Source organism: Rhodococcus sp. D-6, from assembly GCF_040256695.1.
Taxonomy (GTDB): domain Bacteria; phylum Actinomycetota; class Actinomycetes; order Mycobacteriales; family Mycobacteriaceae; genus Rhodococcus; species Rhodococcus pyridinivorans.
This window is the reverse complement of the sequence record NZ_CP132970.1, coordinates 1,102,129-1,117,746: the sequence shown is the minus strand read 5'-3', so window position 1 is coordinate 1,117,746 and position 15,618 is coordinate 1,102,129. Positions and strand designations below refer to the sequence as shown.

Genomic DNA, 15,618 nt, shown 5'->3' with positions numbered 1-15,618 from the left:
ACTGCGTGTCGACCCGACTAGCGCCCCGCGTGTCGACCCGACTAACGCCCCGCGTGTCGACCCGACTAACGCCCCGCGTGTCGACCCGACAGTGCAGGGAAGTCGTCGGCGACCATCGCGGCGAGTTCGACGAACGCCGTGCGTGTCGCGGGGCGGAGGCGTTCGAGATCGATCTCGGCTCCCTCGGCGAGATGCTCGTCGAAGGGCAGCACCTTCACCGCCCGGCACCGCGCGAGGAAATGCGCGGTCAGCGCGTCCATGTCGATGCTCGCCGCACCCGGGCGCGGCGAGCTGATCACCACGACCGTGCGTTCGACCAGGTCGGAGTAGCCGTGCGCCTGCAGCCAGTCGAGGGTCGCCGCCGCACTGCGGGCCGCGTCGACCGCAGGTGAGGCGACGAGGACGAGGGTGTTCGCCAGGTCCAGCACGCCCCGCATAACCGAATGCATGATCCCGGTCCCGCAGTCGGTGAGGATCACGTTGTAGTAGACCTGCAGAATGCCGACGACGCGGCGGTAGTCCTCCTCGCTGAACGCTTGGGAGGCAGCGGGATCGCGTTCGCTCGCGAGCACTTCGAGCCGGCTCGGCGCCTGGGAGGTGTGGGCACGCACGTCCGAGTACCGGCGGATGTTCGACGCGTTCGCGAGCAGGTCCCGCACCGTCGAGGTGGTCTGCTGCGGAATTCTCTGCCCGAGGGTGCCGAAGTCCGGATTCGCGTCGACGGCGATGACGCAGTCGCCACGCAGCGACGCGAACGTCGACCCGAGCCCGACGGTCGTGGTGGTCTTTCCCACCCCGCCCTTCAGCGACAGCACCGCGATCCGGTAGTCGCCCGGGATCGGCTGGCGGATCCGGGCGACGAGCTCCTCGCGGCGCTCACTGCCTCCTCCGTCGAGCCTGCCGCCGGTCAGCCGGTCGACCCGCTCCCGCCACCGCCGCGTGGAACGTCGTGACCTGCGGACGAGCACTCCCGACGCGAGGTCGACATTCGACGGCTGATGGTCGAACCGATGGGCCTCGTGTTGCAGGTCGTCGACCGGAGCGTCCGTTCGCGCCGGTAGCGGGCCCGAGACCTCGGGTTCGACCGGTCCAAGAGCGACCTCCGTAGTCTCCGGGCCCGACACCTCAGGTGCAGGTGCAGGTGCAGGTGCAGGTGCCACAGTGTCGGGCTGCGTCTCCATGGCTTCGGGTGCCGCTTCCGAGAAGACGGGCTCAGGCTCGGGTTCGGTCACGGCTTCCGGAACCACCGCATCGGTCGCTGCCGAGACCGCCGCCTCGGGCTCCGACGATGGGAGCACCGGATTCTCGGGTCGCGCCGGTTTGTGCGCGACGAGCGGTTCGGACGCCTCCGGCTCCGGGTCGTCTGCGCTGATCCGGGGCCGCAACGCCATGCCGAGAGGCACGGAGGCCGTCATCTCGATCGGAGCGGAGGCAGTGGGCGGAATCGCACCGTCGCCAGGCGAAGTGGAGGAGCCGAGCGTCTCGGCGACTCTGGCCGCGCGGCGGAGGCCGCGTCGCGCGTGGTCGGTTCCGGATTCCGGTGGGTCCTGCAGCCAGGCGGGCACGGCAGGACCCGGTTCGTTGCGTCTCATCTGTTCCCCCGATTCGATGGTGCCGGCGCACGCTATCAAACCGGGACGGCTTCTCGGGCAGGCCGATCAGGCGCGGGGATGAGCCTGATCGTGCGCGGCGCGCAGACGCGCCACCGACACGTGGGTGTAGAGCTGCGTGGTGGCCAGACTCGAATGGCCCAGCACCTCCTGGACCACGCGCAGGTCCGCTCCCCCTTCGAGCAGGTGCGTCGCAGCACTGTGCCGCAGGCCGTGCGGTGCGAGGTCGGGTGCGCCCGGCACCGACGAGACGGCGTCGTGCACCACAGACCGGACCTGCCGCTGATCGATCCGGCCACCACGCTTGCCCAGCAGCAGCGCCGCACCCGACGACGGTCGTGCGAGATGCGGGCGTCCGTGACGCAGCCACGCGTCGAGCGCCTCTGCCGCGGGACCTCCGTAGGGAACGATCCGTTCCTTGTCGCCCTTGCCGAGAACCCGGACGACCCGCCGCTCGGCGTCGACGTCGTCGATGTCGACCGCGCACAGCTCACCGACCCGGATTCCGGTGGCATAGAGCAGCTCGACGATCACCCGGTCACGCAGTGCGACGGGATCGAGTTCACGCGCACCGGATTTCGCGGCCTCCATGATCTCCAGTGCCTGGTCGTCGCGGAGCACGGCGGGCAGGGAGCGGTGCGGACGTGGCGAGACCAGACGCGTCGCCGGATCGGCGTCGAGTCGGCGGGTGCGTACGAGCCATGCCGTGAAGACGCGTGCCGACGAGGTGCGCCGCGCGAGCGTGGTGCGGGCCGCTCCCGCCGCCACCATCCCGGCGAGCCAGGATCGCAGCAGATCGAGGTCGAGGTCGGTGATGCGCGCATCGGGATTCCGGTCGGCGAGGTGCTGCAACAGCGAACGGATGTCGGCGCGATAGGCGCGGATCGTGTGTTCCGAGCGGTTGCCTTCGAGGCGGAGGTGGTCGACGAAGTCCCCGAGGTGCACGTCCAGCGTCGCGGGGAGCATGTCGGATTCCTTGCCTCGCATGGGTCTACCGTGCGGCACGACCGCCTCGGGTGCAACGGCCCGCGCCGACTAAGGTGCTTTCGTGAACAAAACGATCCCGGTACCGATGTTGTGCGCCCTGGCGTTGCTGTCGGCGATCGCGCCGCTCGCCACGGACATGTACCTCCCGGGACTTCCCGTCATGGCGGAGAGCCTGGGCAGTTCGACCGTCGGCGTCCAGCTCACACTCACGACGTTCATGGCGGGTCTCGGACTCGGCCAGCTGCTCGTGGGTCCCCTGTCGGACGGCTGGGGCCGTCGACGGCTGATCCTCGCCGGCACGATCGTCCTGGCGGTGAGCAGCGCGATCTGCGCGATGGCACCCACCGTCGAGATCCTGATCGCTGCGCGTCTGGTCCAGGGCTTCAGCGGCGGCACCGGCATCGTCCTCGCCCGGGCGGTCATCGCCGACCGGGCGCGAGGCAATCAGGCCGCCAAGCTGTTCAGCCTGATGATGATCATCGGTGGCATCGCGCCCGTCGCCGCTCCTCTGCTCGGTGGTGTGCTGCTGGGACCGATCGGATGGCGCGGCATCTTCTGGGTGCTCACGGGCCTGGCCGTCCTGATGGCCGTCGGCGCCTTCGCGTTCGTCCCGGAGACCCTGCCGCCGGAGAAGCGGCACGGCGGCGGTCTGAAGACGATGGCCGGCAACTTCGGGTACGTCCTCCGGCAGCGACGCTTCGTCGGTTACGCCGCCGCGATGGCCCTGGGCTTCGGCGCCATGTTCTCGTACATCTCGGCCTCGCCGTTCGTCACCCAGAACATCCTCGGTCTGAGCCCCGGCCAGTTCTCGATGGTGTTCGCCGTGAACTCGGCCGGTCTCGTGCTGGCCAATGCCGTCAACACCCGCCTCATCGGCCGGTTCGAGGTGCGGACACTGCTGCTCTTCGGTGTGACCACCATGTTCACGGCGGGCGCCCTGCTGTTGCTGACGATGGTCGTCGTCGGCTACGTCGCGGCGTTGATCCTGCCGCTGCTGTTCGTCGCGATCAGCATGATGGGCCTGACGCTGGGCAACGCCACCGCGCTGGCCCAGTCGCAGGTCCCGAAGGCGGCCGGTACGGGCTCCGCCGTGATCGGCGCCTCCCAGTTCGGTCTCGCCGCCGTGGTCTCCCCCCTCGTCGGGCTCGGCGGCGAAGGCACAGGTATCCCGATGGCCGTCGCCATCGTCGTGTGCTCGGGACTCGCGCTCACCTCCGCTGCGGTGCTGGCGCGTGACTCGGCCGCGGTGCCGGCGCGCGAGTCCTCGAGCTGACGCGAACCGCCGCCGTCAGTTGCTCTCGACGGCCGCCAGTTCGCTCTTCCACACGCGGAAGCCCTCCTCGGTGCGTCCGCGACGCCAGTAACCCGAGATCGACGCGCGTGCCGGCGGTACGGCCCGTTCCTTCCGCAGGTACGGCCGGATGTGCTTCATGACGGCCTCGGCCTCACCGTGCACGAAGACCTGCACGTCGCCGCCCGGCCAGGGCAGGGCCTTCACCGCTGCGACGAGCGGCGAGTTGCCGTCGATCAGGTCGGCACCGGCGTCACCGGCCGCGACACCGCGATGGAGCCACGTGATGTCCACACCCGCCGGCGCGTCGAGTTTCAGTTCGTCGCCTGGACCGATGACCTCCAGGAAGACCGCGCCCCGCGCGTCGGCGGGCAGGTCCTCGAGCGCAGTCGCGATCGCAGGGATCGCGGTCTCGTCGCCGGCGAGCAGATGGAAGTCGGCGGAGCGATCGGGCCGGTATCCCGCGCCGGGTCCCCGCACCACGACCTGCGTGCCCGGTTGCACCGAGCGAGCCCACGGCCCCGCGACACCCTCGTCGCCGTGCACGACGAAGTCGATCCAGATCTCCCCGGCGTCCGGGTCCACGCGCCGGACGGTGTAGGTGCGGACGACCGTCTCGTCCCCCGCGGGCAGCTCGATCTTCACGTAGCTGTCGGTCTCCGCACGGGCCTGGAACTCGCCGAAGCCGTCTCCGCCGAGCACCACGCGGACGAAGTGCTCGCCGATCGCCTCGGTCCGCAGAACCGTGAGTGTCGTCCCCATGGGCGCTTTCCGTGCCACCGAACCTCCTATTAGGGTTACCTATCTCGCGTCACCGTACTCTGTCGCGGGGTGCGGCGGGGAGGTCACGATCGGCGAGGCTCTAGGCTCGAGAACATGAGCACCACCGCGGCCGACATCGCCACATGGATGACCGACATCATCACCACCGAACGCAGGGTCACCCAGACCGACATGGTCGACGCGATCGAGGCCAAGTTCGGCTCCGAGTGGATCTACGTGAACGACAACGGCCACCCCTCGATCGACCGCGCCGTCCTCAAGGAGTTCCGCAAGGCCCACCGCGGTGCCGTGAAATGGGACCGCGAGGACCGCGCTTGGTACGTCGAGGACGAGCCGACCGCCGACACCTCGGCCGAGTAGGCGGTCCTCCTCCGAATTCACCCTCGCGCGTCCCCGCGAAACGTCTCGGAGTCTGTGAACATACGGTCACGACTCCTTCGCGCGACCGTCTCCGGCACCGCCGGGCGGATCGGCGCGTCGGCGGCAGGTCGGAGGGCGCCGGGTGGACATCGAGAACGTGCGGGAACCTACCGTTCCCGCTCGCGAACTGGCGACGATCTGTGTGCTGGCGATCGTGGCCGGCGCCGTCATCGGCGTCGTCGGCGGGGCCTTCCGCTGGTGCCTGGAACGGCTCGAGCGATGGCGGATCCACACCGCGGAGTGGGCGCACGAACTTCCCGGTCCGGGATGGCTCGTGCCGGTGGGAATCACGATCCTTGGCGCTCTGCTCGCAGCGCTGATCGTCCGGATGGTCCCCCTCGCCTCGGGTAGCGGAATCCAGCACGTCGAAGCCGTCGACCGCGGGCAGGCCGAGCCCCCACCTCTGTCGGTGCTGCCCTCCAGATTCGTCGGGGCGCTCCTGTCGATCGGGTCGGGTCTCGTCCTGGGACGGGAGGGCCCGATCGTGCACATGGGTGCCGCGGTGGGCGCCGAGACCGCACGCTGCGCCCGGCGTCCCGAGCACGAACGTCTGCTGCAGACCTCGGTGTCCGGTGCCGGACTCGCGGTCGCGTTCAATGCCCCGATCGGCGGTGCGCTGTTCGTCTTCGAGGAGGTCACCGGCAGCTTCCGTTTCCGCACGGTCGTACCCGTCGTCCTGTCGGTGGCCGCCGCGGTGGTGTGCTCGCGGACGATCGTCGGCGACACCCCCGACTTCGCCGTGGACCCCATCGCTCCCCCGTCGATCGTCCTGCTGCCCGTGTTCGTGGTGTTCGGTCTGCTCACCGGACTGCTCGGCGCGGCCTACAACCGGATGGTCCTGGGCTCGCTGAGCGTGGTGGAGTCGGTCCGGTCGCTCTCCCCGGTGATGAAGGCTGCAATCATCGGCGGACTCGTCGGGTTGTTGTCCGTGGTCGCACCGTGGGCCGGCGGTGGCGGCGACTCCCTCGTCCAGCACGTGGTGAGCGGTGGTGCGATCGCACTGCCGGTGGTCGCCTGGTACGTCCTGCTGCGGTTCGTCGCCGGCCCGCTGTCGTACGCGGCCGGGACACCGGGCGGACTGTTCGCGCCGCTCCTCGCACTGGGCGCTCTCTGGGGTCTGTTGTGCGCCGGGATCTGTACCGCGATCGTCCCCGGGATCGGGTCGTCCCTGGCCGTGCCGATGGCCATCGCGGGGATGGCCGCTCTCTTCGGCGCGTCGGTGCGGGCCCCGATCACCGGAGTCGTCCTCGTCGTGGAGATGACCGCGGCGACGGGAGTGACGGTCCCGATGCTCGCCGCGACGATCTGCGCCGTCGTCGTGGCGTATTCCACGCGGGTCCCGCCCATCTACGACAGCCTGCGCGACCGCATGTTCGGCACCCCTCCCGACCAGGGGTAGACCGCCCCGGGCGTCGATCCGCCGTCACGCCCGCCGCCACCCTCCGTCCGTCACCACCACCAGACCGTCGAGTTCGAGCAGGGGCAGCGCCGCCCGCACCCGCTCGATCGGCAGCCCCGCGGACTCGGCCACCATCGCCGGATCACAGACATCCGACGCCGGAAGCGCCTCGTAGACAAGGGCCATGTCGCCCGACAATCCGTCCAGGTCGCGGCGGAACAGGCCGTCGAGGTCGTCGTCCCCGCCCGCCAGCAGCGGACCGCACTCCTCGACGACGTCGCGCGCCGCGCCCACCAGACGCGCCTCGCCCTCCCTGATCATGCGGTGACAGCCCTGCGAGGCCGCCGAGGTCACCGGTCCGGGCACCGCCATGACAGGCCGCCCGAGTCGTCGCGCCCACGCCGCGGTGTTGCGCGCCCCGCTGCGCCAGCCCGCCTCGACGACGACCGTGCCGGCGGACAACGCCGCGATCAGCCGGTTGCGGGCGAGGAACCGGTACCGCGCCGGAGTCGTGCCCGGGGGATACTCGCTCACCACCAGACCCGATTCGGGGATCCGCCGCAACATCGTCGCGTGTGCCGCCGGATACGCCCGGTCGACACCGCAGGCCAGGATCGCGACGGTGGTGCCACCCACCCCGAGCGCCGCGCGGTGTGCGGCCGCGTCGACGCCGAAGGCCGCGCCGGACACGACCGTCCATCCGTCGGCGGCGAGATCCCCGGCGATCTCGGCGGTGACGTGCTCCCCGTAACCGCTCGCGGCGCGGGTCCCGACGATGCCGATCGCGCGTTCGGCGAGGTCGTCGATCCGCCGGCTCCCCCACACCCACAGCGCGAGGGGTGGCCCTTCGGCGTCGGTCGCGGTGTCGAGAGTGCCGAAGCCGAGCATCTGCCAGGCAGGCCATTCGTCGTCGTCGGGCGTGACCAGTCGCCCGCCGGCCCGTCCCAAACGATCGAGATCCCGTGCCGCGGTATCGAGGTGCGCCCGCACCGAGTACCGCGACGAGAGTTCGTCGAGGCCCGCACCCGACCGGATGGCGGCTGCCACCTCGAGTACACCCTCGGCTTCCACTGCCGCCGACAACGAACGTGACGCACCCTGTGCGACGGTCGACAGATAGGCCCAGGCCAGGCGCCGTTCGTCGCCGTGCCCGCTCATGCGACACCCCGATCCCGGAAGTCGAGTGCGGCAGCGACGTGCGTCGCCGTCGGCGAATCAGAACCGTCGAGGTCGCTCAGCGTCCACGCGACCCGCAGTGCCCGATCCGCTCCTCGCGCGGTGATGGCGCCCTTGCGCAGCGCCCATTCGACGGGTTCGAGCGCAGCACGTGGAAGACGGAACTTCTGCCGGAGAGCCGGCCCGGGCACCTCGGCGTTGGTGGCCCAGCCGTGCTCGGCCCACCGCTCGCGTGCCGCGGCTCTCGCCCGGGCGACGCGCGCCCGTACGTCGTCGGTGCTCTCGCCGGTCTCCCCCATCAACGCGCTGGTCGCGACGGCTTGCATCCGGACCCGCAGGTCGACGCGGTCGAGGAGCGGGCCCGACAGACGCCCCAGATAGCGGCGACGTGCGGTCGGCGCGCACACGCAGTCGGCGTCGCGTGGTGGTGCGCACGGGCACGGGTTGGCGGCGAGGATCAGCTGGAAGCGGGCCGGATATCGCGCGACACCGTCCCGGCGGGCGATGCGCACCTCCCCGTCCTCGAGCGGCGTCCGCAGCGCTTCGAGTGTCTTCGTCCCCATCTCGGCGACCTCGTCGAGGAACAGCACGCCACGGTGTGCCCGGCTCACCGCGCCGGGTTTCGCCATGCCGGTACCGCCTCCGATCAGCGAACTCACCGACGCCGTGTGATGGGGCGCGATGAAGGGCGGTTCCGTCACGAGCGGCCGGTCGCTGGTGAGGGTGCCCGCCACCGAATGGATGGCCGTCACCTCGAGGGCGTGACTTTCGTCCAGGTCCGGCAGGATCCCCGGAAGTCGCTGCGCGAGCATTGTTTTCCCGATTCCCGGCGGGCCGGTCAACATCAGGTGGTGCGCGCCGGCCGCAGCGACCTCGATCGCGCGACGCGCTTCGTGCTGGCCGACCACTTCGCTGAGATCGCCGCGCACCGCCCGCGGTGGCAGCGCGCGCGGATCGGGCCGTTCGAGCGGACCGTCGCCCTGGAGCCAGAGCACCAACTCGCGCAGTGTCTCGGCGCCGTAGACGTCGATGCCGTCGACGAGCGCCGCTTCGGTCATCGTCGCGGTCGGCACCACCACGCGCGACCAGCCGTGTTTCTTCGCCGTGAGCACGGCGGGCAGCACACCGCGCACCGGCCTGACGCGCCCGTCGAGCGCGAGTTCGCCGAGCAGCACCGTCCGGGAGACGGCCTCGGTCGGCACGACATCCGCTGCGTCGAGCACCGCGCACGCCAGTCCGAGATCGTAGACACTGCCGACCTTCGGCAGCGTGGCCGGCGACAGTGCGAGCACGACCTTCGAATCCGGCCACTTGGCACCGGAATTCGACACGGCGGCGCGCACCCGGTCGCGCGACTCCTGGAGCGCGGTGTCGGGCAGCCCGACCATCGTCACGCCCGGCAGACCTCGCCCGATGTCGGCTTCGATCTCGACGACCTGCCCGTCGATCCCGGAGACGGCGACCGACCAGGCACGGCCGAGCGCCATCAGAGGACCTGCTTGCGATGGGTGATCTCCGGGGCGTGTCCCCGCGCGAGCAGGACGGTGACCACATCGACGCGGATGTGCGACCAGCGGCGCGTCTGCTCGGACAACCACTGTCCGGCGAGGCGACGGATCCTTTCGGCCTTCGCGGGCGTCACCGCCTCGGCGGGGGTGCCGTAGCCGGTGCCGGTGCGGGTCTTGACCTCGACGAAGACGACGGACGCGCCGTCCTGTGCGATGAGATCGAGTTCGCCGTATCGGCTGCGCCAGTTCCGTTCGAGCACGACCATGCCGGTCGACTCGAGGTATTCGGCGGCAAGATCCTCGCCTCGCGCGCCCAGATCCCGGTTGTGTGATGTCCGATTGGTCCCCTGCATGCCCCCACTGTGGAGGACCGGGGCACGCGGAATCGGGGTCCGAGCACGAAGATCGGGGAAACTGTGGATGAGTGCGGTGCCTGTGCACAACGGCGGGCGACGTGCCACGGAGAACGGCTCGGTGTCGGCGCCCCGGCTAGGATGCGGCCGCTGTGCGCAGGGTCATCCCCGAGGGCGTCAGCCCAGCTTGTCGGGCAGTCTCAGTTCGGGCTTGTCGAGCTCTTCGATGTTGACGTCCTTGAAGGTGATGACACGGACGTGCTTGACGAAGCGGGCGGGACGGTACATGTCCCACACCCAGGCGTCGGACATGCGCACTTCGAAGTACACTTCGCCGTTGGCGTTGTGCGGCAGCAATTCCACCGCGTTCGCCAGGTAGAACCGGCGTTCGGTCTCCACGACGTACGCGAACTGACCGACGATGTCCCGGTACTCCCTGTACAGCGAGAGTTCCATCTCGGTTTCGTACTTCTCGAGATCCTCGGCACTCATCGGTCTCGGTGTCCTCCCAGTCTGGTGTGTCCTGCAATCATCCCGCATCCGCCTCGTCGGTGAACAATCGACGCCCCAGGTCGTCTGCATACGATCGACGAACCAGGTCGTCGGCGAACAGCCGACGTCGCACTGCGGGCACTCCGCACACGGAGCGCACATTGGCCCACGACCGCCGGTGCTGCGGCGACGGGCCGTGCTCGGCCAACGCCGCCATGTGCGTCGGAGTGCTGTAGCCCTTGTGTACTGCGAAACCGTACTCCGGTAGCTCGCCGTCGAGGTCGACCATCATGCGATCGCGTGTAACCTTCGCGAGCACGCTGGCCGCCGCGATGCACGCGGCCGCCGCGTCGCCGCCGATCACGGGCAGCGACGGCGCGGGCAGTCCGGGCACCCGGAAGCCGTCGGTCAGCACGTAACCGGGCGGAGTCGACAGACCTGCCACCGCGCGTCGCATGCCTTCGATGTTGGCGACGTGGATGCCGATCGCGTCGACCTCCTCCGCGGGGATCACCACCACGCTCCACGCCCGGGCGCGTCGCACGATCACCGAGTACAACTCCTCGCGGATGCGTTCGGTGAGCTTCTTCGAATCGTCGAGCCGGTCGAGCGACGCGTGCGGCCGGTCGCCGAGCACGCACGCGGCGACGACGAGCGGCCCGGCGCAGGCACCGCGGCCGGCTTCGTCGACCCCCGCTACCGGACCGAGACCGCACCGCGCGAGCGCGGACTCCATGGTGCGCAGTCCGGAGGAGCGACGGATCACGGGTCGAGGTGGCCAAGCAGTCACGAGGGAAGGATCTCCGGTGAGTCGATGAGGCCCCATCGGCCGGGAGGCAGCACGATGAAGCGGGCTTTTCCGATGACATTGTCCAGCGGGATAGAGCCCTGGTGCTCGTCCCCGACGTGGTAGCGCGAGTCGGCCGAGTTACTGCGGTTGTCGCCCATCACCCAGACGTGGCCCTCGGGCACGGTGACGGGCCCGAAGCAACGCCCGGAGGGGACCTCGGTCTCGCAGGTGACGACACCCGGGGTGAACGGGAAGTCCATGGTCACGTACGGCTCGTCGAGCGGGACACCGTCGACGAGGACGCGGCCCTGGTCGTCGCAGCATTCCACCGTCTGCCCGCCGGTCGCGATCACGCGCTTGACGAGGTCGTTCTCGTCCGGCGGCACGACGCCGACGAGCGAACCGATCTCCTGCAGTCCCCGCACGACGACGTTGTCGGAACGGGTCGAGGTGTAGCCGGCCGACCACGAGTCGGGGCCTTCGAAGACGATGACGTCGCCGGGACGGGGGTCGGTGAAGCGGTATCCCACCTTCTCGACGACGATGCGGTCGCCGGTGCAGCCCGGGCAGCCGTGCAGTGTCGGCTCCATCGACTCCGAGGGGATGAGATAGACCCGCGCCACGAAGGTCTGCAGCAGGAAGCTCAGGGCCAGTGCGACGACGACCAGGATCGGCAGTTCACGCCAGAACGACTTCTGCTTCTTCGCCTTCGGGGCGGTGTCCTTCGCTGCGGGGTCCTCGCGCCGGTGGTGTGCACCGTCGGCTCGATCGCTCCGAGCCGAACCTCGAACATCGTTGCGGTTCACATCCGGTCGAGCCGGATCGTGCGGGGAATCTGCCACCTCGACAGACTAGCGTCTGCGGCACGGCGGCCCGCCGAGGACGACCGTCGACCGGACGGGAGAGCGACAGACCGCTGCCCACAACGACGACGACCCGGCCGGGACGGAAGTCCGGGCCGGGTCGTCGGATGCTGTATCGGGTGGCTCGGGAGCCGTGCCGAGCAGCCCGAGGGGCTGGTCAGCGGCCGAAGATCAGCGCTTCTCCTTGATCTTGGCAGCCTTGCCGCGCAGCTCACGCAGGTAGTAGAGCTTCGCGCGACGGACGTCGCCACGGGTCAGCACGTCGATCTTGGCGAGGTTGGGGCTGTGGACCGGGAAGGTGCGCTCCACGCCGACGCCGAAGGAAACCTTGCGGACGGTGAAGGTCTCGCGGATGCCGCCGCCCTGACGCCGGATCACGACGCCCTTGAAGACCTGCACACGCTCCTTGCTGCCCTCGATGACCTTGACGTGCACGTCGAGAGTGTCGCCGGGACGGAAGTCCGGGATGTCGTCGCGCAGCGACTTGGCGTCCAGAAAGTCCAGGGTGTTCATCGGTTTTTCATCCTCTTGTTCGCTCGAGCAGAGGAACCTGGCGGCGACCGCCGTGTGGCGGGCTCGACCGGTTCGTGCCCAGGTCAGGTAGGCGTGCCCGAACGGGGCAACCCGTCCATTGTGCCAGACGGAACATCGATCGATGAAATCGGCGGTGGCGCCGGCTTGACGCGACGGTCCAGTTCGGCCTCGGTCGCGGTGCGCGAGTGCTCGACACTGCCCCGCACGGTTTCGAGCGTCGGTGCGCCCGCGACGAGATCCTGCACGAAGATCTTGGCGCGGATCACCGGGCGCCGCAGTCGACGTTCGCGTTCGAGCGCGCGCGCCATGCGACGGGGCCGCTTGCCGTACCGCCAGCGAGCCCAGGGCGCGCCGGGCCGGGAGAGCCGGATCGCGCCGACCCACAGCAGCGGAACGACGAACAGCCCCACCAGGCCCGTCCAGATCTTTCCTTTCGCCAGGACGATCGCGGCGAGCAGGAGGTTCACGAGCACAGCCACCACCAGCGCGGCCCGTCCGGCCCAGTCACCGCTGTCCTCGAAGTTCGTGGTGTCCCCGAGTTCGAACGGTCGCAGACCGAGCAACCACATCCCGGTTACGGCGATCGCCACGAAGACGGCGTCGACGGACACCCGTCCCTGTTCTTCCCAGTACACGTCGTTCAGATAGAAGATCAACGCGAACTCGTCGAGTGTCAGTGCGGCGCCGACTCCGAAGAGCGCCGCGAGGATGCACGCGGCGACGCGGTTCGCGTCCTCCGAGATCGCGATCAGTCCCCCACCGGCGATCACCATCGTGACGACACCGAACACCACGTGGTGCACGTGCTGACCGCCCGGGGTGATGTTGCCGGGCCACCAGCGCACCTGCGCGCGGATCAACCGCACGCTGATCCGGATGAAGACGAACGCGGCCACGAAACCGAGCAAGAAGAACAGCAGCGGCAGGCGGCCCTGATCGACGATCTCGCGCCGCATCCAGTCGAGCATCACCGGATCACCCCGGCCACCGTGGATCTCATGTCCACAGCATTGCAGGAGTGACCCGGTGATTCGCGTCAGTTGTTGCCGAAACCGGCGCGTCGCAGGGCGTCGGCCAAGGATCCGGAGGCGGCCGGCGTCGAACGGCGGTCGCCGCCACGGCCCTGCTGCCCACGATTGCCCTGACCGCTGCGTCCACGACCGCCGCCCTGGTTGCCGCTGCCCTGACCTCCGGGACGACGGCCACCTCCGCGCGGCTGGCCGCCCGACTTCTCGGCGCCCGGGGTGGGGACCTCGTCGTCGAGGCGCAGCGTCAGACCGATGCGCTGGCGCGCGACGTCGACCTCGAGAACCTTCACCTTGACGACCTCACCGGACCGGACGACGTCGTGCGGATCCTTCACGAAGCTGCGCGACATCGCGGAGACGTGCACGAGGCCGTCCTGGTGCACACCGACGTCGACGAACGCACCGAAGGCCGCGACGTTGGTGACCACTCCTTCGAGAACCATGCCGGGCTTCAGGTCGGCGACCTTCTCGACACCGGCGGCGAACGTCGCGGTCTTGAACTCCGGACGCGGGTCGCGGCCGGGCTTCTCGAGCTCGGAGATGATGTCGGTGACGGTCGGGACACCGAAGCGGTCGTCGGCGAACTCGTCGGCGCGCAGCTTCCGCAGGGTCGCGATGTTGCCGAGCAGTTCGCGGACGCTGCTGCCGGTCCGGTCGACGATCCGCCGCACCACCGGATACGCCTCGGGGTGCACCGCGGACGCGTCGAGCGGGTCGTCGCCGTTGGGGATGCGCAGGAAGCCCGCGCACTGTTCGAAGGCCTTCGGGCCGAGTCGCGGAACGTCCTCGAGCGCTCGCCGTGCACGGAACGGACCGTTCTGGTCGCGGTGGGCGACGATGCTCTCCGCGAGCGAGCCGGTGATCCCCGAGACCCGCGACAGCAGCGGGACAGATGCCGTGTTGACGTCGACGCCAACGGCGTTCACCGCGTCCTCGACGACCGCGCCCAGCGACCGCGCGAGCATCGTCTCGGACACGTCGTGCTGGTACTGGCCGACCCCGATCGACTTCGGGTCGATCTTGACCAGTTCGGCGAGTGGATCCTGCAAGCGGCGCGCGATGGAGACCGCACCACGGATGGACACGTCGAGATCCGGGAGTTCCTTGGTGGCGTACTCGGAGGCCGAGTAGACGGACGCGCCCGCCTCGGACACCACGATCTTCGTCAGCCCGGGCACCTTCGCCAGCGACACGAGTTCGGCTGCGAGAGCGTCTGTCTCACGCGACGCCGTGCCGTTGCCGATGGCAATCAGTTCGACACCGTGCCGCGTGACCAGCGCGGCGAGCACCGCGAGGGCCTCGTCACGCTTGTTGTGCGGCTGATGCGGATAGATGGTGGCGTGGTCGACGACCTTGCCGGTCGCGTCGACGACGGCGACCTTCGTGCCGGTGCGGTAGCCGGGGTCGAGGCCCATCGTCGGTCGCGTTCCGGCCGGTGCGGCGAGCAGCAGGTCCTTGAGGTTGGCGGCGAAGACGTCGACCGCGTCCTTCTCGGCGGACTGCCGCAGCCGCATCCTGATGTCCAGCGACAGCGACATCTGCAGCTTGGTGCGCCACGCCCACCGCACAGTGTCGAGCAGCCACTTGTCGGCGGCGCGTCCCTCGTCGGCGATGCCGAAGCGCGTCGCGATCCGGCCCTCGTAGTAGGTGCGCTCACCGGGCACCGGCTCGTCGATCTCGGGATCGAACGACAGCGACAGCACCTCCTCCTTCTCGCCGCGCAGGAGGGCGAGAATGCGGTGCGAGGGCAGCTGGGTGAACGGTTCCGAGAACTCGAAGTAGTCGGAGAACTTCGCGCCGTCGTTCTCCTTGCCGGACCGCACGGTGGAGCTCACCTTGCCGCGCGTCCACATCGCCTCGCGGAGCTCGCCGACGAGGTCCGCGTCCTCGGCGAAGCGTTCGACGAGGATGGCGCGCGCACCGTCGAGCTGCTCGGAGGTGTATCCGGCGGGGTCGGTGGTGGGGTCGCCGATGAGCGCGTCGGCGACGGGTTCGTGACCGGCCTCGCGCGCGATCTGCGCCTTGGTGCGCCGCTTCGGCTTGAACGGCAGGTAGATGTCCTCGAGCCGCGCCTTGGTGTCGGCGAGCATGATCTGTCCGCGCAGCGTGTCGTCGAGCTTGCCCTGCGCCTCGATCGATTCGAGGATCGCGACACGGCGCTCGTCGAGTTCACGCAGATAGCGGAGGCGTTCCTCGAGGGTGCGCAGCTGGGCGTCGTCGAGCCCGCCGGTCGCCTCCTTACGGTAGCGCGCGACGAACGGCACGGTCGCGCCGCCGTCGAGCAGTCCCACGGCCGCAGCGACCTGGTCTTCGCGGACGTCGAGTTCCTGGGCGATCCGCCGGTTCACGGTGTCGAGTTCGGTCGTCACGTCGAACGACCCTAC

General features: G+C 69.7%; 15 protein-coding genes. 3 read left to right on the top strand and 12 right to left on the bottom strand.

Going from position 1 to position 15,618, the window contains the following annotated elements:
• Positions 1–65: 65 nt before the first annotated feature.
• Complete coding sequence (locus RBB84_RS05300) at positions 66–1,592, bottom strand: MinD/ParA family protein (RefSeq protein ID WP_024100635.1); 1,527 nt, start codon at positions 1,590–1,592, stop codon at positions 66–68.
• Between the two features lie 66 nt (positions 1,593–1,658).
• Positions 1,659–2,597, bottom strand: coding sequence for a tyrosine recombinase XerC (locus RBB84_RS05295; protein WP_006550971.1), 939 nt, complete (start codon positions 2,595–2,597; stop codon positions 1,659–1,661).
• A gap of 85 nt (positions 2,598–2,682) precedes the next feature.
• Between RBB84_RS05295 and RBB84_RS05290 the strand changes: the two genes are divergently transcribed.
• A complete protein-coding gene (locus tag RBB84_RS05290; RefSeq protein WP_024100634.1) occupies positions 2,683–3,870 on the top strand; it encodes a multidrug effflux MFS transporter in 1,188 nt (395 codons plus the stop codon).
• Positions 3,871–3,885: 15 nt separating this feature from the next.
• On the opposite strand, the gene RBB84_RS05285 is transcribed toward RBB84_RS05290, so the two are convergent.
• Entirely contained in the window at positions 3,886–4,650 is a 765-nt protein-coding gene (locus tag RBB84_RS05285) for a siderophore-interacting protein (RefSeq protein WP_006550969.1), read from the bottom strand.
• Positions 4,651–4,764: 114 nt separating this feature from the next.
• Between RBB84_RS05285 and RBB84_RS05280 the strand changes: the two genes are divergently transcribed.
• Both RBB84_RS05280 and RBB84_RS05275 read left to right on the top strand, forming a co-directional pair.
• Positions 4,765–5,031 (top strand): hypothetical protein, encoded by a 267-nt coding sequence (locus tag RBB84_RS05280; protein ID WP_006550968.1) that lies wholly within the window; start codon positions 4,765–4,767, stop codon positions 5,029–5,031.
• Positions 5,032–5,173: 142 nt separating this feature from the next.
• Positions 5,174–6,490, top strand: coding sequence for a ClC family H(+)/Cl(-) exchange transporter (locus RBB84_RS05275; RefSeq protein ID WP_064256258.1), 1,317 nt, complete (start codon positions 5,174–5,176; stop codon positions 6,488–6,490).
• Between the two features lie 24 nt (positions 6,491–6,514).
• Here the strand turns inward: RBB84_RS05275 and dprA are convergent, their stop codons facing one another.
• The 9 genes from dprA to RBB84_RS05230 all read right to left on the bottom strand — a co-directional run bounded on the left by dprA (position 6,515) and on the right by RBB84_RS05230 (position 15,603).
• Positions 6,515–7,648 (bottom strand): DNA-processing protein DprA, encoded by a 1,134-nt coding sequence (gene dprA, locus RBB84_RS05270; protein ID WP_064256259.1) that lies wholly within the window; start codon positions 7,646–7,648, stop codon positions 6,515–6,517.
• Positions 7,645–9,153, bottom strand: a complete 1,509-nt coding sequence (locus tag RBB84_RS05265) for a YifB family Mg chelatase-like AAA ATPase (RefSeq protein ID WP_006550965.1) — start codon at positions 9,151–9,153, stop codon at positions 7,645–7,647. The genes dprA and RBB84_RS05265 overlap by 4 nt, the downstream gene beginning before the upstream one ends.
• A complete protein-coding gene (locus RBB84_RS05260; RefSeq protein WP_019289117.1) occupies positions 9,153–9,527 on the bottom strand; it encodes a YraN family protein in 375 nt (124 codons plus the stop codon). The genes RBB84_RS05265 and RBB84_RS05260 overlap by 1 nt, the downstream gene beginning before the upstream one ends.
• Positions 9,528–9,704: 177 nt before the next feature.
• On the bottom strand, positions 9,705–10,019 hold the full coding sequence (locus RBB84_RS05255; protein WP_006550963.1) for a DUF2469 domain-containing protein: 315 nt from the start codon (positions 10,017–10,019) through the stop codon (positions 9,705–9,707).
• A gap of 37 nt (positions 10,020–10,056) precedes the next feature.
• Positions 10,057–10,809, bottom strand: a complete 753-nt coding sequence (locus tag RBB84_RS05250) for a ribonuclease HII (RefSeq protein WP_024100630.1) — start codon at positions 10,807–10,809, stop codon at positions 10,057–10,059.
• Entirely contained in the window at positions 10,806–11,615 is an 810-nt protein-coding gene (lepB, locus tag RBB84_RS05245; protein ID WP_006550961.1) for a signal peptidase I, read from the bottom strand. The genes RBB84_RS05250 and lepB overlap by 4 nt, the downstream gene beginning before the upstream one ends.
• Positions 11,616–11,843: 228 nt before the next feature.
• Positions 11,844–12,185 carry a 50S ribosomal protein L19 gene (rplS, locus tag RBB84_RS05240; protein ID WP_006550960.1) on the bottom strand — a complete coding sequence of 114 codons (342 nt, stop codon included), beginning with the start codon at positions 12,183–12,185 and terminating at the stop codon, positions 11,844–11,846.
• Between the two features lie 83 nt (positions 12,186–12,268).
• On the bottom strand, positions 12,269–13,174 hold the full coding sequence (locus RBB84_RS05235) for a hypothetical protein (protein WP_024100629.1): 906 nt from the start codon (positions 13,172–13,174) through the stop codon (positions 12,269–12,271).
• A 68-nt stretch (positions 13,175–13,242) separates the two neighbouring features.
• Positions 13,243–15,603 carry a Tex family protein gene (locus RBB84_RS05230; protein WP_064256365.1) on the bottom strand — a complete coding sequence of 787 codons (2,361 nt, stop codon included), beginning with the start codon at positions 15,601–15,603 and terminating at the stop codon, positions 13,243–13,245.
• Positions 15,604–15,618 lie beyond the last annotated feature (15 nt).